This window comes from Kitasatospora sp. NPDC056731 (assembly GCF_040687675.1).
GTDB lineage: Bacteria > Actinomycetota > Actinomycetes > Streptomycetales > Streptomycetaceae > Kitasatospora.
In genome coordinates, this window is the sequence record NZ_JBFBNR010000005.1 from 174,308 (window position 1) to 197,814 (window position 23,507).

Here is a 23,507-nt window from a genome sequence, read left to right on the forward strand (position 1 = left end):
CGGTCAAACGGCCCGGGCGGCGCCGAGCTTCCCCAGCAGGGCGAGGTCGGCCTGTTCCAGGCTGGCGAGCAGGGTGATCCGGCCGCCGTCGGGCATCGGCGTCGCGGTGGACGGCACGGCGAGCACGGCGCAGCCGGCCGCGGCGGCGGAGGCGACTCCGGTCGGGGTGTCCTCGACGGCGACGCAGGTGGCCGGGTCCAGGCCGAGCCGTTCGGCGGCGGCGAGGTACGGGTCCGGTGCGGGCTTGGTGCGCGGGGTGTCCTCGGCGGCCAGGGTGACGGCGAACCAGTCCCGGCCGATGGCGGCGAGGACCAGGTCGACCACCTGGCGCGGGGAGGCGGAGACCAGGGCGGTGGGCACCTGCGCGTCCCGCAGGGAGGCCAGCAGGGCGAGCGCGCCGGGGCGCGGGACGGTCTCGGCGGCGACCTTGGCGGCGAAGGACTCGCCGAGCCGGGCGGCGAGTTCGGCCTCGGTGAGGGTGGTGCCGCTGACCTTGTGCAGATGGGCGGCGGTGTGCTCGACGGCCTGGCCGAGTACTTCGGGGGCGTCCTGGTCGGTGAGCGCGTGGTGGAGTTCGTCGGCGAGTTCGGCGGCGGCCTGCCACCAGAGCTGCTCGGTGTCGACCAGGGTGCCGTCCATGTCGAACAGGACGGCGGCGGGGTGGGGGGCCTCGGGCGCCGGGGCGCCGGGGGCCAGGGGGTTGGACGTCACGGAGGGGTCGGGCGTCAGGGCGGAGTCGGGCGTCAGGGCTTCAGGCATGGCGGTACCTTCGGTGGTTCATCAGATGGTGCTACGCAGATGGGGTTCGAGGCTCTCAGACGGTGCGGCGGTCCACCAGCACCGGACGCTCCGGCAGCAGGAGTTCGGCGCGCGAGCCGGCCGGCAGCGCGGCGGCGGCCTCGGTCGGCAGGTCGGCCTTGACCTCGGTGCCGTCGTCGAGGCGGACGGTGAGCCGGGTGACGGCGCCCAGGAAGGACGCGGTGATCACCAGGGCCGGGCCGGCCTCGGACGGGGTCAGGGTGACGTTCTCCGGGCGGACCAGCACCTGGAGCTCGCCGTCGGCGGGCAGGTCGCCGTCCACCGCGTGCCGGCGGCCGAGCACCTCGACGCCGTCGGACGTGCGGGTGCACGGGATGCGGCTCATGGTGCCGACGAACTCGGCGACGAACGCGGTGGCCGGGCGGCCGTACAGCTCGGACGGGGTGGCGCACTGCTCCAGCCGGCCCGCGCGCAGCACCGCGACCCGGTCGGCCATCGACAGCGCCTCCTCCTGGTCGTGGGTGACGAACAGGGTCGTGATCCCCAGTTCCTGCTGGAGCCGGCGGATCTCCTCGCGCAGCTGGAGGCGGACCTTGGCGTCCAGCGCGGACAGCGGCTCGTCGAGCAGCAGCACGCGCGGCTGCAGGGCGAGCGCCCGGGCGAGCGCGATGCGCTGCTGCTGGCCGCCGGACATCTGGTGCGGGTAGTGCTCGGCGCGGTGCGGCAGGCCGACCAGCTCCAGCAGCTCCTGGGCGCGCTTGCGGCGCTCGGCCTTGCCGGCGCCGCGCATCCGCAGCCCGAAGGCGACGTTGTCCAGCGCGCTCAGGTGCGGGAAGAGGCTGTACGACTGGAACACCATGCCCGCGTCGCGCTTGTGGGCGGGGATCGCGGTGATGTCCTGCCCGTCGACCAGGACCTCGCCGGAGTCGTGCTGCTCGAAGCCGGCCAGGATGCGCAGCGCGGTGGTCTTGCCGCAGCCGGACGGGCCGAGCAGGGCGAGCAGTTCGCCCGGGTGGACGGTCAGGTCCAGGCCGTCGAGGGCGGTGGTGGCGCCGAACGAGCGGCGCAGTGAGCGGAACTCGACGGTGGCGCCGCCGGGGGCGAGCGCGGCACCGGCGACGGGGGCGGAAACCGTGGTCATGGCTGGTGACTCCTGGAAAGCGTGGGGTGGTTCAGGACCGTGCGGCCAGGGCGCGGGACGGCCGCGCGGCGGGGTGTCTCAGGCCCGCGCGCCCTTGCGGCCGCGGCCGACGGCGGACATCAGCAGCAGGACGAGCCAGACGATCAGCAGGCTGAGCATCGAGACGGCGACGGACATCTGGCCGTCGCTCTTGCCGTTGGAGTTGATCCACACCGAGAAGGGGGCGAAGCCGAGGATGGAGGCGGTGGTGAACTCGCCGAGCACCAGGGCGACGGTGAGGACGGCCGCGTTCAGCAGCGCGCTGCGCAGGTTCGGCAGGACGACGGTGAACACCGCGCGCAGCCAGCCGGCCCCGCAGTTGCGGGCGGCCTCGACCAGGGTGGCGACGTCCACGCCGCGCAGCCCGGCGTCCAGCGCCCGGTAGGCGAACGGCAGTGCCATCAGCACGTAGGCGATGACCAGGACGATCGGGAACTTCGGGTCCTGGATGGCCACGATGGTCTGGAACAGCGGGGTGTCCTGGAGGTAGTCCGGTCCCCAGCGCAGCACGCCGATGATGCCGGTGGTGAGCGCGACCACGGGGACGACCAGCGGCATCGAGCACATCACCTCGATCACCGGGCGCAGCTTCGGCGCACCGAGCCGGGCGGCGAGCATCGCCGGGACGAGCAGGAGCAGCAGCACCGCCACCGTGACGCCGGCCAGCTCCAGGCTCAGCACCAGGCTGTCCAGGAAGCCGGGCGCGTTCAGCAGCTCGGTGTAGGCGCGGAAGGTGGTGCCGCCCTTGTTGTCGTCGACGCTGAAGATCACCGAGGAGGCCAGCGGTACGGCGAAGTAGACGCCGCAGAGCAACAGGACGAGGCCGCGGCCGAAACGGATGCGATTGATCAGGCGAGCCACTTGGCACTCCGGCGCTGAAGGGGCAGGTACACGGCCATCACCAGGCAGGCGACCACGATCATGTCGAGGCCGAGGGCGAGGGCGAGGTTGCCCTGGCCGACCAGGACGTTGCCGGACAGCGCGTCGCCGATCTGCATCGAGATCAGCGGCACCGAACTGCCCACCATGGCCTCGGCGGTGGCGTACGCGGCGAAGGAGGCGCCGAACAGCAGCACGAAGCCGCCGAGCAGCGAGGGCACCAGGACCGGCAGGGCCACGTGCCGCCAGTACTGCACGACGGTGGCGCCGTTGTTGTACGCGGCCTCGCGCCACTGGGTGCGCAGGCCCTCCAGGGCCGGGGTGATGGTGATGACCATCAGCGGCACCAGGAAGTACAGGTAGACCACGGAGAGGCCGGTGAAGGTGTAGAGGTTCCAGCCGTGGCTGGTGAGGCCGAACTTCTTGGTGACCTCGCCGGCGTTGCCGAGGGTGGCGACGAACATGAAGGCGAGCGGCACGCCGCCGAAGTTGGCGAGCACGCCGGAGGCGGAGAGCACCGCCTCGCGGAACACCCGGAACCGGGAGGTGGCCACGGCCTGGGCCAGCGGCAGGCCGACCACGGTGGCGATCAGCGCGGTCAGCAGGGAGAGCTTGACGCTGCCCCACAGGGCGGTCCAGTAGGCGCCCTGCAGCGAGCCGGTGAGGTTGTCGGTGGTGAAGGTGCCGCCGCCGTCGGGGGCGTCGGGCGAGGTGGTGAACGCGCCGATGGCGATCGCGACGGCGGGCAGGCCGAAGCCGACGAGGAAGAACAGGAGCAGGGGGAGGGCGGCCAGCCAGGCGCGGCCGCGGCCGGCCCGGGGCTTGCCGGGGCGGGGGGCCCTGGCGGTCTTGGCGGTCTCGGTGCTCTTGGCCGTGGTGGCCGTGGTGTCCGCGGTGTCGGTGGTGTCGGTGGCCTTGGCCGTTGTGGCGTCGGCGGTGGCGGGGGTGGTTGCTGCGGGGCCGGGGGCGCCCCCGCCGCTCTGGGCGGCGGAGGCGGGGGCCGGCACCGGGGTGGGAGCCGTGGTCATCGTCAGGTCAGCCCGCGATCGCCTTGGCCCAGTTCTCGGTCACGGTCTTCTTGGCCGTGTCCGTCTGCTCCTGGGTCGGGAAGGTGGTGAAGGGCTTCTCGACCGGCGGGAGCTTGGCGGCGCCCGCGGCGTCCAGGGTGCCGGCCGTCTTCATGGCGTCGAACAGGGCCGGGGTGGCGTAGCCGCCCAGGAAGCCGTTCTGGCCCTCGGCGCTGTACAGGTACTCCTCCCACAGGCGGGCGGCGGCCGGGTGCGGCGCGTCCTTGTTGATCGCCTGGTTGTAGTACTGCGCGTAGGAGCCGTCCGAGGGGATGGTCACCTGCCAGTCGATGCCCTTGCTCCTGAACTTGTCGGCGTAGCCGGCGTTCAGGTACGACCAGTCGATGCTGATCGGGGTCTCGCCCTTCTCGATGGTCGCCGGGGTGACCTCGACCGGGTTGAAGTTGCCGGCCTGCTTGACCTTGGCGAAGAAGTCGATGCCGGGCTGGATGTTGTCCAGCGAGCCGCCGTTGGCGAGCGAGGCCGCGTAGACGGCGCCGAACGCGGCACCGGCCTTGGTCGGGTTGCCGTTCAGGGCGACCATGCCCTTGTACTCGGGCTTCAGCAGGTCGGCGAAGGTCTTCGGGCAGGCGGACACCTTCTTGGCGTCGCACGCGATCGACATGTAGCCGCCGTAGTCGTTGTAGTGCAGGCCGTCGGCGTTCTTCATGGTGGCCGGGATCTTGTCGAAGTCGGTGACCTTGTACGGGGCCAGCAGGCCCTGCTTGGCGGCGCTGAGCGCGAAGGCCGAGCCGAGGTCGACGACGTCGGGGGCGCGGTCCTGGCCCTTGCGGGAGGTGATCGCGTTGATCTCGTCCTGGCTGGCGCCGTCGGGGTTCTCGTCCTCGATCTCGATGCCGTACTTCGCCTTGAAGTCGTCCATCAGCTTGCCGTAGTTCGCCCAGTCGCGCGGCAGCGTGATGGCGTGCAGCTTCCCCTCCTTCTTGGCGGCGGCGATCAGGCCGTCCATCCCGCCGAAGTCGGCGACCGAGGTGGCGGTCTTGGCGCTCTTGCCGCCCGCGGCGTCGCCGGACTTCGCGGTGGAGGAGCCGGCGGAGCCGCAGGCGGTGAGGGACAGCGCGGCGGCGGTCAGGACCGCTGCGAAGGCGGCGGAACGGGCGCGGTGCACGGACACGGGTCAGTCTCCTGATCGGGTGTACTGCAAGGGGGTGAGCTGCGGTGGGGTTGTCTGATCGGGGGATCGTGCGAGTGGCCGTTCGGAGCCGTTCTGAGGTGCCCGGTGCCGTTCGGAGCCGCCCGGAGCCGTTCGAGGCCGTCCGAGTTGACTAGCCAACTTCGCTGACGGACGTAAGTACGCCGGAGTCCGATGACGGGAAGGTGAACGGACGGCCCAGAACCGGGGTCGGCTGCGGGAACGGTCGAATCCGGCCATCGGAGCGTGATCCGTTCGGTGCGATGCTTCAAAGGCGCAGCGGGATAAGGTCGGGCTGTCCGTGCCGGTACGGCTGCGCAGGACACCGCCCCAGGAGGGACATTGACTGACGTGGCACTTGAGCCCGGGCGCCCCGCCGAGCGCGCTCCCGGCGCCCTGTACCGGAAGGTCGCCGCCGACCTGCGCGAGGCCATCACCACCGGCGCGTACGGCGAGGCCGGGAGGCTGCCCGCCGAGGGCGCGCTCGCCGAGCAGTACGGCGTCTCCCGCGGCACCGTCCGCCAGGCGCTCGCCGTCCTGCGCTCCGACGGGCTGGTCACCTCCCGCCGCGGCACCCGGCGCGTCGTGCTCGGGGGCGCCCGGGTGCAGAGCTTCTCCGAACTGCTCAGCTTCACGCACTGGGCGTACTCGATGGGCGAGGAGCCCGGCGGCATCCTGGACTCGCTGGTCCGCCGCCCCGCCGACACCGCCGAACGCGAGCAACTGCGCCTGGAGCCGGGCGCCGAGGTGTACGTGACCGTCCGGCTGCGCACCCTCTCCGGCGCGCCCGTGATGGTCGAGCGGACCATCTACCCGCCGCGGGTCGGCGAGATCGTCGCCGAGCTGCCGGCGGACGTCGTCTCGCACACCGAAGTCCTGCGCGAGCACGGCATCCTGTTCACCGACGCCGACCACACCATCGACATCGTGGCCGCCAACGCCGAGGACGCCCGGCTCCTCGGCTGCCGCCGCGGCGGCCCGCTGCTGCGCGAACGGCGGCGCACGACGGACCCGACCGGCACTCCGGTGGAGTGGTCCCAGGACCGTTACCTGCCCGGGACGGTGGCGTTCAGCATCCACAACTCGCTGGCCGCGTCGGCGCTTTCGCGGCACGCCCGGGAGGGTGACTGAGCCTGGCCCTCTTCCCGGGCGTGCCGGCCGGCGCCATCAGCGCATGAGCGCGGCGAGCAGCGGGCGGTAGTGCGCGAATCCCGGTGTCGGCGCCCCGGCCGCCTTCGCCTGCTCGTCCCAGCGGCGGACGGCCACCGCGTCGGCGGCGCCCGGGAGTTCGGCGAACGCGGCGGCCTGCCGCTCGTCCATCGGGCCGCCCTGGACGGTGAGGGTGTACTCCGAGGCCTCGGACAGCCGCTGCCGGTAGTCCGGTTCCACCGCGCACAGGTAGCGCTTGGCGGCGACGTGCAGCCGGACCGGCTCGGTCACCTCCGGGCCGAACCGCCGCGCCAGCCAGTCGGCGCCGGTGTCGCTGTGCCGGTTGTCCTGACCTTCCATCAAGTCGCGTCCGTGCAAAGCCCCCTGGAAGTGGCCGACGTCGTGCAGCAGTGCGGCGGCGACGAGGTGGTCCGGCGCCCCGGCCGCCTCGGCGGCAGCGGCGGCCTGGAGCATGTGCTCGGCCATGGTGACCTCCTCGCCCAGGTACTCCCCGGCGCCCTCGCCCGCGAACAGCCCGGCGATCGCGTCCAGCGCGGCGGCGCGCCGGTGCAGGACGGCGAGGGTGCTGCCCAGGGTGTCCAGGTCGGCGTAGCAGCCCTGGAGGTGGCGGTGGCCGTCCTGCTGGAAGGCCGTCCGGGCGTGCAGCAGCCGGGTGTTGTCGAAGACCAGGCAGTCGCCGCGGTCGAGGCGGAAGGCGAGCTGGAGCTCGGGGCGCAGGGTGATCGCGGCGAAGCGGCGGTACGCGGCGTAGAAGGCCGTCAGTTCGGCGGAGCTTCCGCGCAGGGTGCCGATCGAGCGGTTGTTGAACCGCACCTCGCGGATCCGGCCCAGGGCGTCCACCTCGATCAGCGGGCGGTCGGCGCGCAGTTCGGTGCGGCGGTCGCGGAAGACGAACGGGACGGGCGTGCGGGTGAGCGTCTCGAAGTCCGCCGGCGCCTCCTCCCGGAGGAGCGCCGCCGCCCGGAACCCGTCCACCAGGCCGGAGTCGCCGCCGGTCGCGGAGTTCTCCAGGCAGTGCAGGAGCTGGAGCGTCGGCACTGGGTCCCGGTACGGGTTGTCGGTGTGCGGCGCGATCGCGACGCTGGTGAACGCCAGGTTGTTCGGATCCGGCTCGACCCGGACGTCGAACAGCTCCCCGTAGTTGGTGACCCGGACGTAGCCGAAGCTCTCGGCCACCGCGAGGACCTGCCGCTCCACCGCCGGCACCCCGCGCAGCACCGCGAAGCCGCTGCTGCGTACGGCGGTGAGGACGGCGGCCTGCTCGGCGGGGTCGGCCAGGTACGCCTCCCACCGCGCCTCGGGGATCCCGTGCGCGAAGTCCGCCGCCACCCAGAGCCGCTTGCCCTCCTCCGTCCGCCCGTCGCCGTCCCGCTCGGCGCCGAGCCAGTCCAGCGGGTACCGCGAGCGGTGCCCGTCCGACCAGAGCACCTCCAGGCCCCCGTCGGTCTCCGTGCTCGCGGCGACCGCCAGGTCCTGCGGCAGGTCGTCGATCTGGAACAGCTTCTGTCCGTTCCTGGGGTCCCGGCACTCGGCGCAGGGGCAGTTGTCGCGCAGCCAGTACGGCGGCAGCTCGGTCACGGTGGTCTCCTCCTCGGCGGCGTCCCGGGTGAAGTTGTATAGCCAACTTCACCCCTGGCCGGAGCCTGCCTGCCCCCGGTGAGATCGGCGTGCCGCGCAGATGAACGCTGCGGGAACTGTGCCGGGAGCCGATGGCCGAAACCCGCCGCGCCGCGTGCGGCTCGGCCCTGCCGGGGGGAGGGACGAAGCGGCCCCCGGGACCGGGTGTCCCAGGGGCCGCTCCGCGTGATCGGGCCTCGACGGCGCCGTGGTGTCAGCCCTGGACGGCTGCCGTCCAGGCCGCCTCCGCGGCGGCCAGGGCCGGGGCCGGGTCCGCGTCCGTCGCGGTGGCGAGGGCGGTGAGGCAGGCGCGGACGGTGGGCAGGGCGGCGGCGGGGCCGTAGTGGTTGACGCGGAGCATCGAGGCGGCGAGGGGGCCGCCGCCGGGCTGGACGGGGAGGGCGGGGTCGAGGCGGGCGGCGAGCTCGGCCGCGTGCACGCCGGCCGGGGTGCGCAGGGTGGTGGCGACGGGGGCCGCGTGGGCGTCCTCGGCGACGAACGGGGCGAGGGTGCCGAGCGCGCGGGCGCCCGCGCGGGTGGCGGCGGAGGCGGCGCGGTGGCGGGCGATGACGGCGGGCAGGCCGTCGGCGGCGATCCGGTCGAGGCAGGCGCCGAGGGCCAGCATCTCCAACTGGGCGGGGGCGTGCGGGAGCACGGTGCGCCCGGCGTCCGTCCAGCGCTCCTTCCAGTCGAGCAGGGACAGGTAGGAGCGGCGCGGGGCGGCCGGGTTGGCGGCGATCCGCTCCCAGGCGCGCTGGGAGACGGAGACGGCGGAGACCCCGGCGGGGCCGCCCATGGCCTTCTGGCCGCCGATGACGCACAGGTCGACGCCCCACTCGTCGGTGAGCAGCGGCTCGGCGGCGACGGAGGCGACCGCGTCGAGCATCAGCAGGGCGCCGTGCTCGCGGACGGCGGCGGCGATCCCGGCGACGGGGTTGGTGTTGCCGGTGGCGGCCTCGGCGTGGACGAGGGAGACGAAGTCGACGGCCGGGTGGGCGGCGAGGGCGTCGGCGACCTGCTGCGCGCTGACCGCGCTGTCGAAGGGGACGGCCAGGTCCACGACCTCGACCCCGCAGGAGCGCAGCCAGTTGCCGAAGGTCTGCCCGTACGGGCCGGTGACGATGTTGAGCGCGGTGGAGCCGGGGTGCGCGGCGCCGCGGATCGCGGCCTCCAGCGGCAGCAGCGCCTCACCCTGGGTGACGATGACGTCCGCGGTGGTGTGCAGCAGTGCGGCCACCTGGTCCTCGATCGCCGCGAACTCGGCGGCGCTGAGCGGGGGGAGGTCGAGGAAGGGGCTCACGGTAGCGGCCTTTCGGGCATGAGGTGGTGGGTGTCGGCACGAGTCTGCCGCATTCTTGCTGCTTACAGGGAACACGCCCGTCGGTAGAGTGCGGGCCATGAGCGATGGCGCGGTGCTGCACGTCCGGGGTCGGGTGCTGGTCGGTCCGGAGGACGTCCGGGACGAACTCTGGGTCGTGGACGGCCGGGTGAGCTTCACCCGCCCGCCCGGCGCCGAGGACGTCCGGACGGTGACCGGCTGGGTGCTGCCCGGTCTGGTGGACGCGCACTGCCACGTCGGCCTGGACGCGCACGGCGCCGTCGACGCGGAGACCAGCGAGAAGCAGGCGCTCACCGACCGTGACGCCGGCACCCTGCTGATCCGCGACGCCGGCTCGGCCGCCGACACCCGGTGGATCGACGAGCGCGAGGACCTGCCCCGGATCATCCGCGCCGGGCGGCACATCGCCCGCACCCGCCGCTACATCCGCAACTACGCGCACGAGATCGAGCCCGGCGACCTCGCCGCGTACGTCCGTGCGGAGGCCCGGCGCGGCGACGGCTGGGTGAAGCTGGTCGGCGACTGGATCGACCGCGAGCGCGGCGACCTCGCCGCCTGCTGGCCCGGCGACGCGCTGGCCGAGGCGATCGCGGCGGCGCACGAGGAAGGCGCGCGGGTCACCGCGCACTGCTTCGCCGCCGAGTCGCTGCCGGACCTGCTGGCGGCCGGCATCGACTGCGTCGAGCACGCCACCGGGCTGACCGAGGAGCTGATCCCGGCCTTCGCCGAGCGCGGCGTGGCGATCGTCCCGACGCTGGTCAACATCGCCACCTTCCCAGGCCTGGCGGCCGGCGGCGAGGGCAGGTTCCCGGCCTGGGCGGCCCACATGCGGCGGCTGCACGAGCGCCGCTACGCCACCGTCGGCGCCGCGCACGACGCCGGCATCCCGGTGTTCGTCGGCACGGACGCGGGCGGCTCGCTGGCGCACGGGCTGGTCGCGGAGGAGGTGGCGGAGCTGGTGAAGGCGGGGCTGAGCCCGGCGCAGGCGCTGTCGGCGGCCAGCTGGGGTGCGCGGGAGTGGCTGGGGCGGCCGGGGCTGGAGGAGGGGGAGTCGGCCGACTTCGTGGTGTACGGGGAGGACCCGCGGGCGGACGTCCGGGTGCTCGCCGACCCGCGGCTGGTGGTGCTGCGCGGCCGGCCGGTGGGGTGAGCGGGTGGTTGGCGGGGTGCGTGGCTGGTGGGCCGGGCGGTCCCGGGTTCGCATGCATGATCATCCGCTGAACGCGCTGTCGGTGTAGGCCGATAGGGTGGCCACCATGGCACCGCGTCCACTGAACGAGATCGTCGAGCCCGGTTGGGCCACCGCCCTGGAGCCCGTCGGCGGGCAGGTCGCCGCCATGGGCGACTTCCTGCGCGCCGAACTGGCCGCCGGCCGCACCTACCTGCCGTCCGGGCCGAACGTGCTGCGGGCCTTCCAGCAGCCCTTCGCCGACGTGCGGGTGCTGATCGTCGGACAGGACCCGTACCCGACCCCGGGCCACGCCGTCGGGCTCAGCTTCTCGGTGGCGCCGGAGACCCGGCCGATCCCGGCCAGCCTGATCAACATCTTCCAGGAGTACGGCAGCGACCTCGGCCTGCCCCAGCCGTCCAACGGCGACCTCACCCCGTGGACGCAGCAGGGCGTCCTGCTGCTCAACCGCGCGCTGACCACCGCGCCGCGCAAGCCCGCCGCGCACCGGGGCAAGGGCTGGGAGGAGGTCACCGAGCAGGCGATCCGGGCGCTGGTGGCGCGGGGCGGCCCGCTGGTGGCGATCCTGTGGGGGCGCGACGCCCGCAACCTGCGGCCGCTGCTCGGGGAGGTCCCGGCGATCGAGTCGGCGCACCCGAGCCCGTACTCGGCGAGCGGCGGCTTCTTCGGCTCGCGGCCGTTCAGCCGGGCGAACGAGCTGCTGGCGCGGCAGGGGGCGCAGCCGGTGGACTGGCGACTGCCGTAGCAGACCGGAGTCAGCGGCAGACGTCAATCTCACTCCAACGAGTGAAATGACGTTCTGTGTGGCTCCTGTGACGGACTGTTCGAGAAGACTGGCGGCTCACCGTTCGGAACGCCGGCCCCTCCCCGCCTGTCGCGGGTGACGTCTGGGCGCGCTCCGGATCAACAGCACCTGTGGGGGTACCGCCATGTCTTCTCGTTCCACCAGCTCCACCCGTTCCACCAGCTCCACCCGTCCCACCAGCTCCACCCGTTCGGCTCGTTCCGTCCGCCGAGCCGCTTCCGCCGCCGCCGTGGTCGCGGCCTGCACGCTGCTCACCGTCCCGCCCGCGTACGCGGCCCCGGCCGCGTCGGCGGCCACCCCGGCGGGCGCTGCGTCGTCCTCTCCGTCGTCCGCCGCCTCGCCCGGCAAGGCGCGCGCCGTCACCGCCGAACTCGCCCTGGACGTCAGCCTGTTGAACAAGGCGGTCGACGTCCCGGTGGACCTCGCGCTCAACAAGGTGGAGACGCCGGCCCAGCGCGAGGGCTCACTCCTCACCGCCAAGGTCGACGGCGTCGACCAGCAGGGCCCGGTCATCCTGGTCAAGGCCGACATCGGCACGGCCGTGACCCGCATCGACGCCAAGGGCACCGCCGCCTCCGTCAAGCTGGTCAACGCCGACGTGCACGCCCCCGGCCTGCCCGCCACCACGCTGATCGGCCTGGAGGCGATGAGCGCCGAGGCGACCTGTCCCGTCGACGGGCAGCCGACCGCCGACGTCGTCGCGCCCGCCAAGCTGACGGTGCTCGGCAAGCCCGTCACCATCGGCCTGTACGGGCCGACCAAGGTGGACGTGCCGCTGATCGGCAGCGTGTCGGTGGAGCTCTCCAAGAAGAGCACCACCTCGACCACCGCCGCCGCCTCGGCCCTGGAGGTCCAGGTGGAGGTGAACCCGCTGAACCTGAACGTCGCCAAGGTCACCGGCAAGATCACCGTGGCCTCGGTGAGCTGCGAGAAGCCCTCCGCGCCGGCTGCCGGCGCGACCCCGACCCAGGCGACCCAGGCCCCGGCGCCGCCCGCGCCGACCGGCACCGCCGCCCAGCCGGTCGCGGACACCAGCACCACCGCCCGCGCCGTCGTCCCGCAGGCCGCCACCGGGAAGCCCGGGCCGTCGGAGAAGCCGGCCGCCGGCCTCGCCGCGACCGGCGGCAGCAGCGCCACCGGCCCGCTGGCCGCCGGGGCCGCCGCCCTCGTCGCCGGCGGGGCCTGCGCCCTGTGGGCCACCCGGCGCCGCCGGGCCGCGCACGCCCGCCGGAGCTGAGCCCCGGCCCCTCGCGGTGCGGGAGCGCCGCCCTGGCACTCCCGCACCGTGACCGTGCCAATACGGAGGGTTGGTTCACATCCGCGTTACACAAGAGGAACAACCGGGAAACGGCGGCTTGCGACGCTACGCGGGCACCCACCACCCAGCAATGCGAGGTACACCGCCGTGGCAATCAAGGCCGAGTACATCTGGATCGACGGCACCAAGCCGACCGCGAAGCTCCGTTCCAAGACTCGGGTCCTGCCCAACGCGGACAAGATCCCGACCTGGGGTTTCGACGGCTCCTCGACCAACCAGGCGGAGGGCCACGCCTCGGACCGCGTGCTGGACCCGGTGAAGGTCGTGCCGGACCCGATCCGCGGCGGTGACAACATCCTGGTCCTGTGCGAGGTGCTGGAGACCGACGGCACCCCGCACGCGTCCAACACCCGCGCCCTGCTGCGCGAGGTCGACGAGAAGTACGCGGCCCAGGAGTCGATCTTCGGCATTGAGCAGGAGTACACCTTCTTCAAGGGCTCCCGCCCGCTCGGCTTCCCGGAGGGTGGCTTCCCGGCCCCGCAGGGCGGCTACTACTGCGGCATCGGCGCCGAGGAGGTCTTCGGTCGCGAGATCGTCGAGCTGCACCTGGACCGCTGCATCGACGCCGGCCTGGCGATCTGCGGCATCAACGCCGAGGTCATGCCCGGCCAGTGGGAGTTCCAGATCGGCCCGGTCTCCTCGCTGACCGTCTCGGACGACCTGTGGATCGCCCGCTACCTGCTGTACCGCACCGCCGAGGAGTTCGGCATCGACGCCACCCTGGACGCCAAGCCGGTCAGGGGCGACTGGAACGGCGCGGGCGCGCACACCAACTTCTCCACCAAGGCGATGCGCGAGGGCTACGACGCCATCATCACCGCCTGCGAGTCCCTCGGCGCCTCCCAGGACAAGGTGCTGGAGCACGTCAGCCAGTACGGCGACGACATCCAGTCCCGCCTGACCGGCAAGCACGAGACCGCCCCGTGGAACGTCTACAGCTACGGCGTCTCCAACCGCGGCGCCTCGGTCCGCATCCCGTGGCAGGTCGAGGTGGAGCAGAAGGGCTACATCGAGGACCGTCGCCCGAACGCCAACATCGACCCCTACGTCGTCACCCGCCTCATGATCAACACCTGCTGCGAGGCCCTGGAGAAGGCCGGCCAGGTCTGATCCGCCCCCGCTGCGCACCGGCCGCCGGTCCTCCCGTACAAGGGAGGGCCAGCGGCCGTCGTCGTCGGGCATAATCGCTCGCATGACCGCTTCCGCCCGCCGTGTCCTCGTGCGACGTCTGCACGTGGACCTGGTGCGGGTGTGCGCGGCCGCGTGTCGCCGGTGAGTGTCTCCGTCCTCATCCCGCAGGCAACCCGGCGTAGGAGTGTGTCCGTTCATGTCGCTCGTGTTCCACTGGTTCCTTCCCACCAACGGTGACAGCCGGCAGATCGTCGGGGGTGGGCACGGGTCCACGCCGGGGGTGGCGGGGGCGGACCGGCCGCCGAGCCTGGGGTACCTGGGGCAGGTCGCCCGCAGCGCCGAGCAGTTGGGGTTCGAGGGGGTGCTGACGCCGACCGGCGCGTGGTGCGAGGACGCCTGGCTGACGACGGCGATGCTGACGCAGGTGACGGAGCGGCTGAAGTACCTGGTGGCGTTCCGGCCCGGACAGATCAGCCCGACGCTGGCCGCGCAGATGGCCGCGACGTACCAACGGCAGTCCGGCGGGCGGCTGCTGCTGAACGTGGTGACCGGCGGGGAGTCCGCCGAGCAGCGCGCCTACGGGGACTTCCTGGACAAGGACGCCCGGTACGCGCGGACCGGGGAGTTCCTGGACATCGTCCGGCGGCTGTGGGCGGGCGAGACGGTCGACCACCACGGGCCCCATCTGCGGGTCGAGCGGGCCCGGCTGAACCGGCTGCCGGAGCCGGCGCCGACGGTGTACTTCGGCGGCTCGTCCCCGGCGGCCGGCGAGGTCGCGGCGCAGTCCGCGGACGTCTACCTGACCTGGGGCGAACCGCCCGCCCAGGTACGGGAGAAGGTCCGCTGGATCCGCGAACTCGCCGCCGCCCGCGGGCGGGTGGTGCGGTTCGGGATCCGGCTGCACGTGATCACCCGGGACACCGCCGCGCAGGCCTGGGCGGAGACCGAGCGGCTGCTCGCCGGAATGGACCCGGGGCGCGTGCGCCGGACCCAGCGGGCGCTCGCCGAGAGCGAGTCGGAGGGCCAGCGGCGGATGCTCGCGCTGCACGGCGGCTCGGCCGAGCGGCTGGAGGTGTACCCGGGGCTGTGGGCCGGGATCGGCCTGCTGCGCGGCGGCGCCGGGACGGCCCTGGTGGGCAGCCACCGGGAGGTCGCGGACCTGATCACCGAGTACCACGAGCTGGGGATCGACGAGTTCGTGCTGTCGGGCATGCCGCACCTGGAGGAGGCGTACTGGTTCGGCGAGGGCGTGCTGCCGCTGCTGGCCGCCCGCAACCTGTGGCACCGGCCGTGAACCCGCAAACCGCTGGTCAATCCGCCGGGGCCGCCGGAGAATTCACGGCATGACGCTGCCCCTGCTCCTCCTCGACGTGGACGGACCGCTCAACCCCTACGCCGCGCCGAAGACCCGGCGGCCGGAGGGGTACGACACCCACCGCCTGCTCCCGACCTGGTGGGCGGACCGGCAGGCGCGCTACTCCGGCGCGCGGGCGAAGCCGCTGCGGGTGTGGCTGAACCCGGCGTACGGGCCGGAACTGCTCGGCCTGCCCTACGAACTGGTGTGGGCCACCGGCTGGATGGGCGAGGCGAACACCCACATCGGCCCGAACCTCGGCCTGCCCGAACTCCCCTACATCCAGTGGACGGACCTGTTCGGGGAGGACCCGGACGGCCTGCACTGGAAGACCCGGGACGTGGTCGCCTGGGCGGACGGCCGCCCGTTCGTCTGGGTGGACGACGAACTCGGCCCGCAGGACACCGCCTGGATAGCCGCCCACCACCCCGCCCCGGCACTCACGTTCCACGTCAACCCCCGAATCGGCCTGCTGGCCGCCGACTTCGTGGCCCTGCGCGAATGGGCGGTCGCGGCATGAGGATCGGGACGGTCGAACGGCTGCGGCGCTACCCGGTGAAGTCGCTGCTGGGGGAGGAACTGGCGGCGGTCGGGGTGGACGGGCGCGGCCTGGAGCGGGACCGCGGCCGCGCCCTGCTCGACCTCGACACCGGGAAGGTCGCCAGCGCCAAGAACCCGCGGCTGTGGGCGGGCCTGCTCGGTTACACGGCGGCGACCACGGCGGGCGGCGTGGTGATCACCGGCCCGGACGGGCGGTGCGTGGACGAGGAGGAGCTGTCGGCGGCGCTCGGCCGCAAGGTCGCCCTGATCGCCGAGCGCCCGCCCGGGGCGACGATCGAGCGGGCCGTGCCGGAGGAGGTGCTGGCGCACGGCATCGAGGCCGAAGTCGACGTCACCGTCAACGAGTTGGGCCGGGCCGCGCCGGACGGCGGCTTCTTCGACTTCGCCCCGCTGCATCTGGTCACCACCTCGACGCTGGCCGCGACCGGCGCCGAGGCGGAGCGCTACCGCCCGAACCTGGTGATCCGCACCGAGGGTGAGGGGTACGTCGAGAACGCGTGGGTGGGGCGGGAGTTGGCGATCGGGCCGGTGCTGCGGCTGCGCATCGTGGTGCCCACGCCGCGCTGTGCCGTCCCGACCCTGCGGCACGGCCCGCTGCCCCGGAGCACGTCCGCCCTGCGCGTCCCGGCCGAGCGGAACCGCCTGGTCCCGCTGGAGGGCATGCCCGCGCTGCCCTGTGCGGGGGTGTACGCGCAGGTGCTGGTGCCCGGCCGGGTCGCGGTGGGGGATGCGATCAGGCTGGACTGAGGCGGGGCAGGGGAGGAGGCGGTGGGGTGAGGACGGCGGCGAGGGCGTCCAGGAAGCGGTCGGTGGTGGCCTCGTCCCGGACGGCGATCCGCAGCCACTCCTCGCCCAGCCCCGGGAAGGTGTCCCCGCGCCGGACGGCGAAGCCGCGCCCGCGAAGCCGCTCCCGGACGGCCGCCGCGTCCGGCAGCCGTACCAGGACGAAGGACGCGGCCGGCTCGCCGTACACCCGAAGAGTCGGGAAGGCGGCCAAGCCCTTCAGCAAGTACGTCCGCCACAGGGCCAGTTCGGCGGCGGCCTCCTCCGCCTCGGCCAGCGCGGCCGGGCCGCTGCACGCCTCGGCGGCGGCCAGCGCGGGGGTGGAGACCGGCCAGAGCGGTTGGGCGGCGCCGAGCGCGGCGATCAGCGGTGCGGGCCCGAGGACGTAGCCGATCCGCAGTCCGGCCAGGCCCCAGGTCTTGGTGAGGCTGCGCAGGACGACGACCTGGCCGGGCAGGTCCCGGGCCGGGGCGAGGGACTCGCGTTCGCCGGGAACGGTGTCCATGAACGCCTCGTCGACCACCAGGGTGCGTCCGGGGCGGGCGAGTGCGGCGACGGCGTCGGCGGGGTGCAGGACGGAGGTCGGGTTGGTGGGGTTGCCGAGGACGACCAGGTCGGCCTCCTCCGGGACGGCCCCCAGCCGGAACCCGTCCTCGGGGGACAGCAGTACCCGGTGCACCTGGTGCCCGGCGTCCCGCAGCGCCGCCTCGGGTTCGGTGAACTGCGGGTGAACCACGACGATATGACGTGCCGTCAGGACACGTGCCAGCAGGACGAAGGCCTCCGCCGCCCCCGAGGTGAGCAGCACCTCGTCGGCGGGCCGCCGGTGCCGGGCGGCCACCGCCGCGCGGGCGGCGCCCTGGTCGGGGTAGGCGGCGAGGTCGCCGAGGGTGGCCGCGAGCCGGTCGCGCAGCCAGGCCGGGGGTGTGCCGGTGCGGACGTTGACGGCGAGGTCGACCAGGCCGGACCCGTCGGCGCGCACCTCGGCGTCGCCGTGGTGGCGCAGGTCGGGTTCGGGGGCGGTCACGCGGGGTCTCCTTGCGGGTGGGCGGGTGCATCGGGGGCGAGCGGCTGGAGGGGCAGCCCCGGGACGCGGTGGACGTCGTATGGGCCCGGCGGCACGCGCAGCGCCGCGCCGTCGCCGAGGGCGACCAGCGCGACGGCGTGCCCGTGCGCGGCCAGGTCGACAGCCAGGTCGACAGCCATGTCAACAGCCATGTCGACGGCCAGGTCGACGGCCGCGCCGGTGGCCGCTCCGTCGCCGTCGTCCGTCGCGATCCGCCTGGTCCCGGGCCGCAGCAGCTCGGCGACCGCCTCGACCGCGCCCGGCGCGCCCACGACCGCCGACGCGCGCCGCAGTTCCGCCAGCGCGCGCGGGACCAGCAGGTCGTGCGCGCCCGGTCCGAGTCCGACGACGGCGAGGCGTCCGCGGACCGCCGCCCGGGCGATCGCAACCGTCGCCGCGGCGGACTTCCGTTTGGTGGCGACGAGCTCGCCGCCCGGGGCGCTCGCCAGGGCGGCCGCCTCGGCGACGCTCGCGGTGCCGACAGCGGCGCCGACCAGGTCCGACGGGTTCGGCACGGCCACCGCGGCCAGGGCCGCCGCCGGGTGCTCGTCCACCGGCACCCCGCCGAGGCAGAACGCGGCCCAGCGCACCTCCGGGTGGTCCGCCTTGCCGGCCACCGTCGCCAGCCGGGCGATCGAGGCGCGGGCCAGGCCGTGTTCGGCCAGGGTGTCCGTGATCAGCCGCATCAGCTCGGAGTCCGTGGCGCCGCCGCCCGCGCCGACCCCGACGACCAGGGTGCGCGGGTGCACGAGGAGCACGTCCTCGTCGGGGTGGGTGCGGTCGGTGACCCGCAGGACGGGGGCGTCGGCGGGCGCGTCGGTACGGGCGGAGGGCGGCAGGGCGGGCAGCGGGTACGCCAGGTCGCTCTCCAGCCGGACCGGCCGGCCCTCGGCGAGCGCCCGCGAGGCCGCCGAGCCTCGCGGCCCGCGGGTGTACGTCGACGCGTGACCGACCAAGTGCGCGAAGGGCCGGGCGGCGGCCGGGGGAGGGCTGCCGGTCAGGACGGCCCGGACGCCGAGCAGGGCGGCGAGTTCCTCGGCCAGTTCGTCGGCGCCGCTGTCGCGGCCGGTCAGCGGGACGGCGTAGCGCAGGTTCAGGTCCAGGCTGACCAGGCCGGGCCCGCCCGGGCGCAGGTGCGAGCCGTCGATCAGCAGTTGCGCGGTGGCCGCGACCGGCGCGAGGCAGACCACCAGGTCGTTGCGGCCGAGGGCGTAGTCCAGGGCCTCGGTCGGACCGAAGCAGGCACTGGCCACCGCGGTGTGGATGCGGGTGGTCTCCGGCCAGGCGGCGTGGATCTCGTCGGCCAGCAGGCGGCCCGTCCCGTTGAGGGCGACCAGTCCGATCACGTCCCGCTCCTTCACCCAAAGCCCCGTGATCCCCGCACACGGGCATCCGTGATCCCGCCACAAGGGCCCCCGTGATCCCACCACGCCCGGTCGGAACGGGTCAATCGGGGCGGCTGTGACGTGGACCGCCGACGGGCGGCAGCTGTTCGTCTGTTCTTCACTTGTCTTGTGCGGTACACGACACGGCGCGATCCTACTGTTCTCGGCGCTCCAACCAGGCAGCCCCGACGCACGGAGGACCCGATGGCCTTCGCACGACTCCGCACCCCCGGAACCACGTCCCCCCGCCGCCCCTTCCGCCGCCCGCTCCGCCGGCCCCTCACCGCCCTCGCCGCCGGGCTCGGCCTCGTCGGCGGCTCGCTCGGCCTGTGGGCCGCCGGCGGCAGCGCGGCCGCCGACACCGCCGGCGGGCTGCCCTCGCCCGACCACGTGATCGTCGTGGTGATGGAGAACCACGCCTACTCGCAGGTCATCGGCAGCAGCTCCAGCGCGCCGTACATCAACAACACGCTGGTCGCCGGCGGCGCCACGCTCACCCAGTCCTTCGCGCTCACCCACCCCAGCCAGCCCAACTACTACATGCTGTTCTCCGGCAGCGCGCAGGGCGTCACCGACGACAGCTGCGTCGACGTCGGCGCCCTCCAGCAGCCCAACCTGGGCTCCGAACTGCTCGCCGCCGGCCAGACCTGGGCCAGCTACAACGAGGGCCTGCCCGCCCAGGGCGCCACCGACTGCCGCGTCGACAACTACGCGCAGAAGCACAACCCGTGGTTCGGCTTCGGCAACGTGCCCGCCTCCAGCGCCTACGGCATGGACGCCTTCCCGACCGACTACACCACCCTGCCCAAGGTCTCCTTCGTCATCCCGGACCTGTGCAACGACATGCACGACTGTTCCGTCGGCACCGGTGACACCTGGCTGCAGACCAACCTCGCCGCCTACGCCACCTGGGCCAAGAGCCACAACAGCCTGCTCGTGGTCACCTTCGACGAGGACAACCGCCTCGCCGGCAACCGCATCCCGACCGTCGTCTACGGCGCCCACGTCACCCCCGGCAGCAGCACCGGCACCACCTACAACCACTACAACGTGCTGCGCACCCTGGAGGACCTCGCCGGGCTGACCACCCACGCGGGCAACGCCGCCAACGCCACCGACATCACCGGCATCTGGAACTGACGCCCGTGTACGTCGCGGACTCCCGCAGCTCCAAGGCCCCCGCCGCCCCGGCCTCCGCAACGGAGCCGCCGGGGCGGCGCGGCGCCGCCCTGCGCGCCGTACCCGGGACGGTGCTCGCCCTCGGCGCCGTCAGCCTGGTCACCGACATCTCCTCCGAGATGGTCACCGCCGTCCTGCCGCTCTACCTGCTCACCGGCCTCGGCCTCTCCCCGCTCGGCTTCGGGCTGCTGGACGGCATCCAGAACGGGTTCAGCGCGCTCGTCCGCCTCGCCGGGGGCCACCTCGCCGACCGCCGCGGCCGCGACGGCGCCGCCCGCCACAAGACCGTCGCGGCCGTCGGCTACGGCCTGTCCGCGCTCTGCAAACCGCTGCTGCTGCTCGTCCACACCGTGCCGCTGATCGGCGCCGTGATCGCCGTCGACCGTACCGGCAAGGGCCTGCGCACCGCGCCCCGGGACGCGATGATCTCGCTCTCCACCGAACCCGCCCACCGTGGACGGGCGTTCGGCGTGCACCGGGCGATGGACACCGCCGGCGCCCTGCTCGGCCCGCTCACCGCCTTCCTCGTGCTGCGCCTGGCGGGCGGGCCGATGCTCGCCGACGGCGGCGAACGGCACGGCTACAACGCGGTGTTCACGGTCAGCGCGTGCGTCGCCGCCCTCGGCGTGCTGGTCCTGCTGCTGTTCGTGCCGAACCGGCCGTCGACTGACGATCCGTCAACTGCGGTTCCCTCGCTGCGCGACAGCCTCACCCTGCTGCGGCTGCCCGGGCTGCGACGGCTCACGCTCTGCGCCGTCCTGCTCGGACTCACCACCGTCAGCGACTCCTTCCTCTACCTCCTCGTCCAGCGCCGGCTCGGCCTCTCCGTCGACCTGTTCCCGCTGCTGCCGCTCGGCACCGCCGCCGCCTTCCTGCTGCTCGCCGTCCCGCTCGGCGCCCTCGCCGACCGGATCGGCCGCCGCCGGCTCTTCCTCGGCGGGCACGTGCTGCTGCTGCTCGCGTACGGGCTGCTGCTCTCACCGGCCGGCGGCCCGGCGGTGGCCGTCTGCGTCCTCGTGCTGCACGGTGCCTTCTACGCGGCCACCGACGGCGTGCTCGCCGCCGCCGCGGCCGACGCCGTCCCGGCCGGGCAGCGGGGCGCCGGGCTCGCCCTGGTCGGCACCGGGCAGGCGCTCGCCCGGTTCGCCTGCTCGCTGCTGTTCGGCGCGCTGTGGAGCGCGGTCGGCGGCACCGGCGCGCTGGGCTGGTCGGCGGGGGCGCTCGCGCTCTGCGTGCTCGGCGCGGCCGCCGTCCTGCGTGAACCCGCCGTCACCACCACCGTCGAGGAGAGCCCGTGAACCGACTCCAGAACCGGACCAGGGTGATCATCCTCCTGGTCGCCGTCCTGCTGCTCGGCGCCGTCGGCACCGGGGCCGTCCTCCACGCCGCCGACCGCACCGCCCGGCGCGACCAGGCCCAGCCCGGCGGTCCCGCCGTCACCGAGGGCGCCGTCACCCTGCAGAAGCCCTCCGAGGGGCGGAAGCTGGTCTTCCGCAACATGGCCTGGGGCCCGCACCGCGACGAACTCACCGCCGTCCCCGCCGACCGCCCGGACGGCCCGCGCACCGCCTCCGGCGTCCAGTGCCTGCGCTTCTACGCCGCCGCCGGCACCGGCATCTGCCTCCAGGCCCAGCACGGCGCCCTGGAGGACACCTACCGCGCCGTCGTCCTCGACGACCACCTGCGCGAACGGCGCTCCTACCCGGCGGCCGGCATCCCCACCCGCTCCCGGGTCTCCCCGTCCGGGCACCTCGCCGCCTGGACGGTCTTCGTCAGCGGCGACTCCTACGCGGGCACCGACTTCTCCACCCGCACCTCCATCGTCGACGTCCGCGACGGGAACCTCCGGGACAACCTGGAGACCTTCGACGTGATCAAGGACGGCCACCCGTACCAGGCCCACGACATCAACATCTGGGGCGTGACCTTCGCCGACGACAACACCTTCTACGCGACCCTCGCCACCGGCGGCCACACCCACCTCGTCCGCGGCGACCTCGCCGCCCACACCCTCACCACCCTGCACGAGAACGTCGAGTGCCCCTCGCTCTCCCCGGACGGCACCCGCATCGCGTACAAGAAGCGCGTCCCCGGCCTGTCCCCCGACGCCCCCTGGCGCCTGTACGTCCTCGACCTCGCCACCATGACCGAGACCGCCACCGCCGAACAGCGCAACATCGACGACCAGGCCGTCTGGTCGGACACCGGCACCCTCCTCTACGCTCTGCCCGGCGACTACGGCGCCGACCTGTGGACCGTCCCCGCCGACGGCGGCGGCGCCCCCCGGCGGGTCACCCAGGCCGCGGTCGCCCCCGCCTACCTGGGCTGAGGAACTCTCGGCTACGGTCCCTCGTCGAGCACAATGACGTCCTGATCGAACGGGGGAACGACAAACGTGGACGGCATCCCGCCCGAGCGCGCGGTCACCGACTCCTGGCCGGCCCTGCACGGCCGACCCGTCCTGCGACGCACCGTCGCCGTCGGACTGGTCCTCTGCGTGTCCGTCGCGGCCGCCCTCGTGGTGCGCGGCGTCAACTCGCTCACCGCCGGCCGCGTCGGCCGCGAGACCGACCGCGACCGCGCCGAACTCCTCGCCGGCCTCCACCCCTCCCAGCACCCCGGCGTCGGCCGTTCCTATGTCCCCGTCGGCGCCATCTACACCCACACCCCCGGCGGCGCCCCCATCGCGTACCTGCACTACCGCGTCGCGGGCAAGGACGTCGGCCTCGGCGACTTCCTGCGCGCCTACGACCTCCCGGCCCCCGGCCCCACCGCCCCCCTCCCCGCCGACCTCACCGCCGCCCTCGGCGGCGACGGCCCGGCCGAGGCCCCCGAACTCCCCCCGGACCCTGAGCCCACCCCGTCACCCACCCCCGACGCCACCACCACCGCCGACCCGGCGCCCCCGGTACCCGCGGCACCCCCCGGCCTCCAGGCCGCCGACGCCGACCCCGACCCCGACGCCGACCCCACCCCGGACCTCGACGACGACACCCCCGAGCCCACCCCCTCCGTCACCCTCCCCCCGGCCCCAACCCCCACCCCGACGCCCACCCCCACCCCTTCCCTCACCCCCACCCCGCCCCCCACCCACCCCCAGACCACCCGCCGCATCTACGTCGCCACCATCCCCGGCGCCGCCCCCGGCGCCGCCGACATCTACATCCGCGCCACCGGCTGAGGGCGCAGCCCGCCGGGTGCCGCTGACGAGCCGGAGCCCCGCCGGTGGGGACCGGCGGGGCTGCGGTGTGTTGGTGGGTGGGGGCAGGGGTGGGTCAGGTGGGTAGGCCGGGGACGGTGGTGATGGTGACGGGGTGGCCCATGGTGGTGATGCGCCAGGTGGCGAGGGCCTGGTAGGCGGGGGAGTGGTACCAGCCGTCGGCGTCGGCCGCGGTGGGGAATTCGAGGATGGCGGTCTTGGTGTAGGCGGTCTCGCCTTCCAGACGGGCCGGGGTGTCGAAGGCGAGCAGGCGGCCCTGGTAGGGCTCCATGGTGGCGCCGACGTTGGCGAGGTAGTGGCCGAGGGCGGCGTCCGGGGTGTGGTCGGTGCGGGTGATGAGGACGTAGTGCAT

22 protein-coding genes are annotated in these 23,507 nt (G+C 74.0%); 12 read left to right on the forward strand and 10 right to left on the reverse strand.

Annotation, left to right across the window (positions count from 1 at the left end):
- Positions 1-3: 3 nt before the first annotated feature.
- The 5 genes from AB0R04_RS07385 to AB0R04_RS07405 form a co-directional block, all read right to left on the reverse strand.
- Entirely contained in the window at positions 4-759 is a 756-nt protein-coding gene (locus AB0R04_RS07385; RefSeq protein WP_363368991.1) for an HAD family phosphatase, read from the reverse strand.
- Positions 760-814: 55 nt separating this feature from the next.
- Entirely contained in the window at positions 815-1,900 is a 1,086-nt protein-coding gene (locus tag AB0R04_RS07390) for an ABC transporter ATP-binding protein (protein WP_363368993.1), read from the reverse strand.
- 78 nt (positions 1,901-1,978) lie between these two features.
- Positions 1,979-2,800 carry an ABC transporter permease subunit gene (locus tag AB0R04_RS07395; RefSeq protein WP_107452935.1) on the reverse strand — a complete coding sequence of 274 codons (822 nt, stop codon included), beginning with the start codon at positions 2,798-2,800 and terminating at the stop codon, positions 1,979-1,981.
- Positions 2,788-3,846, reverse strand: coding sequence for an ABC transporter permease subunit (locus AB0R04_RS07400; RefSeq protein ID WP_363368995.1), 1,059 nt, complete (start codon positions 3,844-3,846; stop codon positions 2,788-2,790). Before AB0R04_RS07400 ends, AB0R04_RS07395 begins: the two co-directional genes overlap by 13 nt.
- A gap of 7 nt (positions 3,847-3,853) precedes the next feature.
- Positions 3,854-5,020: an ABC transporter substrate-binding protein gene (locus AB0R04_RS07405; RefSeq protein ID WP_363368997.1), complete on the reverse strand. Its 1,167-nt coding sequence runs from the start codon at positions 5,018-5,020 to the stop codon at positions 3,854-3,856.
- A 369-nt stretch (positions 5,021-5,389) separates the two neighbouring features.
- On the opposite strand from AB0R04_RS07405, the gene AB0R04_RS07410 reads away from it, so the two are divergent.
- Positions 5,390-6,169: a GntR family transcriptional regulator gene (locus AB0R04_RS07410; RefSeq protein WP_363368999.1), complete on the forward strand. Its 780-nt coding sequence runs from the start codon at positions 5,390-5,392 to the stop codon at positions 6,167-6,169.
- A gap of 36 nt (positions 6,170-6,205) precedes the next feature.
- Here AB0R04_RS07410 and AB0R04_RS07415 read toward each other — a convergent pair whose 3' ends face one another.
- Together AB0R04_RS07415 and AB0R04_RS07420 are read right to left on the reverse strand one after the other, a co-directional pair.
- Positions 6,206-7,786: a TauD/TfdA family dioxygenase gene (locus AB0R04_RS07415; protein WP_363369001.1), complete on the reverse strand. Its 1,581-nt coding sequence runs from the start codon at positions 7,784-7,786 to the stop codon at positions 6,206-6,208.
- 253 nt (positions 7,787-8,039) lie between these two features.
- Positions 8,040-9,125 carry an aminotransferase class V-fold PLP-dependent enzyme gene (locus AB0R04_RS07420; RefSeq protein WP_363369003.1) on the reverse strand — a complete coding sequence of 362 codons (1,086 nt, stop codon included), beginning with the start codon at positions 9,123-9,125 and terminating at the stop codon, positions 8,040-8,042.
- 97 nt (positions 9,126-9,222) lie between these two features.
- On the opposite strand from AB0R04_RS07420, the gene AB0R04_RS07425 reads away from it, so the two are divergent.
- The 7 genes from AB0R04_RS07425 to AB0R04_RS07455 all read left to right on the forward strand — a co-directional run bounded on the left by AB0R04_RS07425 (position 9,223) and on the right by AB0R04_RS07455 (position 16,269).
- Positions 9,223-10,314, forward strand: coding sequence for an amidohydrolase family protein (locus tag AB0R04_RS07425; RefSeq protein WP_363369005.1), 1,092 nt, complete (start codon positions 9,223-9,225; stop codon positions 10,312-10,314).
- Between the two features lie 106 nt (positions 10,315-10,420).
- The gene (locus AB0R04_RS07430; RefSeq protein WP_363369007.1) at positions 10,421-11,098 is read left to right on the forward strand and encodes a uracil-DNA glycosylase; all 678 of its coding nucleotides are present in this window, start codon (positions 10,421-10,423) and stop codon (positions 11,096-11,098) included.
- Positions 11,099-11,282: 184 nt separating this feature from the next.
- The gene (locus AB0R04_RS07435) at positions 11,283-12,395 is read left to right on the forward strand and encodes an SCO1860 family LAETG-anchored protein (protein WP_363369009.1); all 1,113 of its coding nucleotides are present in this window, start codon (positions 11,283-11,285) and stop codon (positions 12,393-12,395) included.
- Between the two features lie 168 nt (positions 12,396-12,563).
- The gene (glnII, locus tag AB0R04_RS07440; RefSeq protein ID WP_063349568.1) at positions 12,564-13,586 is read left to right on the forward strand and encodes a glutamine synthetase; all 1,023 of its coding nucleotides are present in this window, start codon (positions 12,564-12,566) and stop codon (positions 13,584-13,586) included.
- Between the two features lie 217 nt (positions 13,587-13,803).
- Entirely contained in the window at positions 13,804-14,901 is a 1,098-nt protein-coding gene (locus AB0R04_RS07445) for an LLM class flavin-dependent oxidoreductase (protein WP_363369012.1), read from the forward strand.
- 49 nt (positions 14,902-14,950) lie between these two features.
- On the forward strand, positions 14,951-15,481 hold the full coding sequence (locus tag AB0R04_RS07450) for a hypothetical protein (RefSeq protein WP_363369014.1): 531 nt from the start codon (positions 14,951-14,953) through the stop codon (positions 15,479-15,481).
- Positions 15,478-16,269, forward strand: a complete 792-nt coding sequence (locus tag AB0R04_RS07455) for an MOSC N-terminal beta barrel domain-containing protein (protein ID WP_363369016.1) — start codon at positions 15,478-15,480, stop codon at positions 16,267-16,269. The genes AB0R04_RS07450 and AB0R04_RS07455 overlap by 4 nt, the downstream gene beginning before the upstream one ends.
- Here AB0R04_RS07455 and cobC read toward each other — a convergent pair.
- Entirely contained in the window at positions 16,256-17,332 is a 1,077-nt protein-coding gene (cobC, locus tag AB0R04_RS07460; RefSeq protein WP_363369017.1) for an Rv2231c family pyridoxal phosphate-dependent protein CobC, read from the reverse strand. The genes AB0R04_RS07455 and cobC overlap by 14 nt on opposite strands.
- Positions 17,329-18,717, reverse strand: coding sequence for a cobalamin biosynthesis protein (locus tag AB0R04_RS07465; RefSeq protein ID WP_363369019.1), 1,389 nt, complete (start codon positions 18,715-18,717; stop codon positions 17,329-17,331). The genes cobC and AB0R04_RS07465 overlap by 4 nt, the downstream gene beginning before the upstream one ends.
- Positions 18,718-18,960: 243 nt before the next feature.
- Between AB0R04_RS07465 and AB0R04_RS07470 the strand changes: the two genes are divergently transcribed.
- From AB0R04_RS07470 to AB0R04_RS07485, 4 genes are all read left to right on the forward strand, one after another.
- Positions 18,961-19,896 carry an alkaline phosphatase family protein gene (locus tag AB0R04_RS07470; protein ID WP_063349574.1) on the forward strand — a complete coding sequence of 312 codons (936 nt, stop codon included), beginning with the start codon at positions 18,961-18,963 and terminating at the stop codon, positions 19,894-19,896.
- Positions 19,897-19,901: 5 nt separating this feature from the next.
- Positions 19,902-21,233 carry an MFS transporter gene (locus tag AB0R04_RS07475; protein ID WP_363369022.1) on the forward strand — a complete coding sequence of 444 codons (1,332 nt, stop codon included), beginning with the start codon at positions 19,902-19,904 and terminating at the stop codon, positions 21,231-21,233.
- Entirely contained in the window at positions 21,230-22,264 is a 1,035-nt protein-coding gene (locus tag AB0R04_RS07480) for a TolB-like translocation protein (RefSeq protein WP_363369024.1), read from the forward strand. Before AB0R04_RS07475 ends, AB0R04_RS07480 begins: the two co-directional genes overlap by 4 nt.
- 66 nt (positions 22,265-22,330) lie before the next feature.
- A complete protein-coding gene (locus tag AB0R04_RS07485; RefSeq protein ID WP_363369026.1) occupies positions 22,331-23,116 on the forward strand; it encodes a hypothetical protein in 786 nt (261 codons plus the stop codon).
- Between the two features lie 94 nt (positions 23,117-23,210).
- On the opposite strand, the gene AB0R04_RS07490 is transcribed toward AB0R04_RS07485, so the two are convergent.
- Entirely contained in the window at positions 23,211-23,507 is a 297-nt protein-coding gene (locus AB0R04_RS07490; RefSeq protein ID WP_363369028.1) for a DUF1330 domain-containing protein, read from the reverse strand.

Coding starts and splice junctions, on each gene's coding strand:
- AB0R04_RS07385 (WP_363368991.1), bottom strand. CDS start 759: ATGCCTGAAGCCCTGACGCCCGACTCCGCCCTGACGCCCGACCCCTCC.
- AB0R04_RS07390 (WP_363368993.1), bottom strand. CDS start 1,900: ATGACCACGGTTTCCGCCCCCGTCGCCGGTGCCGCGCTCGCCCCCGGC.
- AB0R04_RS07400 (WP_363368995.1), bottom strand. CDS start 3,846: ATGACCACGGCTCCCACCCCGGTGCCGGCCCCCGCCTCCGCCGCCCAG.
- AB0R04_RS07425 (WP_363369005.1), top strand. CDS start 9,223: ATGAGCGATGGCGCGGTGCTGCACGTCCGGGGTCGGGTGCTGGTCGGT.
- AB0R04_RS07430 (WP_363369007.1), top strand. CDS start 10,421: ATGGCACCGCGTCCACTGAACGAGATCGTCGAGCCCGGTTGGGCCACC.
- AB0R04_RS07435 (WP_363369009.1), top strand. CDS start 11,283: ATGTCTTCTCGTTCCACCAGCTCCACCCGTTCCACCAGCTCCACCCGT.
- AB0R04_RS07445 (WP_363369012.1), top strand. CDS start 13,804: ATGTCGCTCGTGTTCCACTGGTTCCTTCCCACCAACGGTGACAGCCGG.
- AB0R04_RS07450 (WP_363369014.1), top strand. CDS start 14,951: ATGACGCTGCCCCTGCTCCTCCTCGACGTGGACGGACCGCTCAACCCC.
- AB0R04_RS07455 (WP_363369016.1), top strand. CDS start 15,478: ATGAGGATCGGGACGGTCGAACGGCTGCGGCGCTACCCGGTGAAGTCG.
- AB0R04_RS07470 (WP_063349574.1), top strand. CDS start 18,961: ATGGCCTTCGCACGACTCCGCACCCCCGGAACCACGTCCCCCCGCCGC.
- AB0R04_RS07490 (WP_363369028.1), bottom strand. CDS start 23,507: ATGCACTACGTCCTCATCACCCGCACCGACCACACCCCGGACGCCGCC.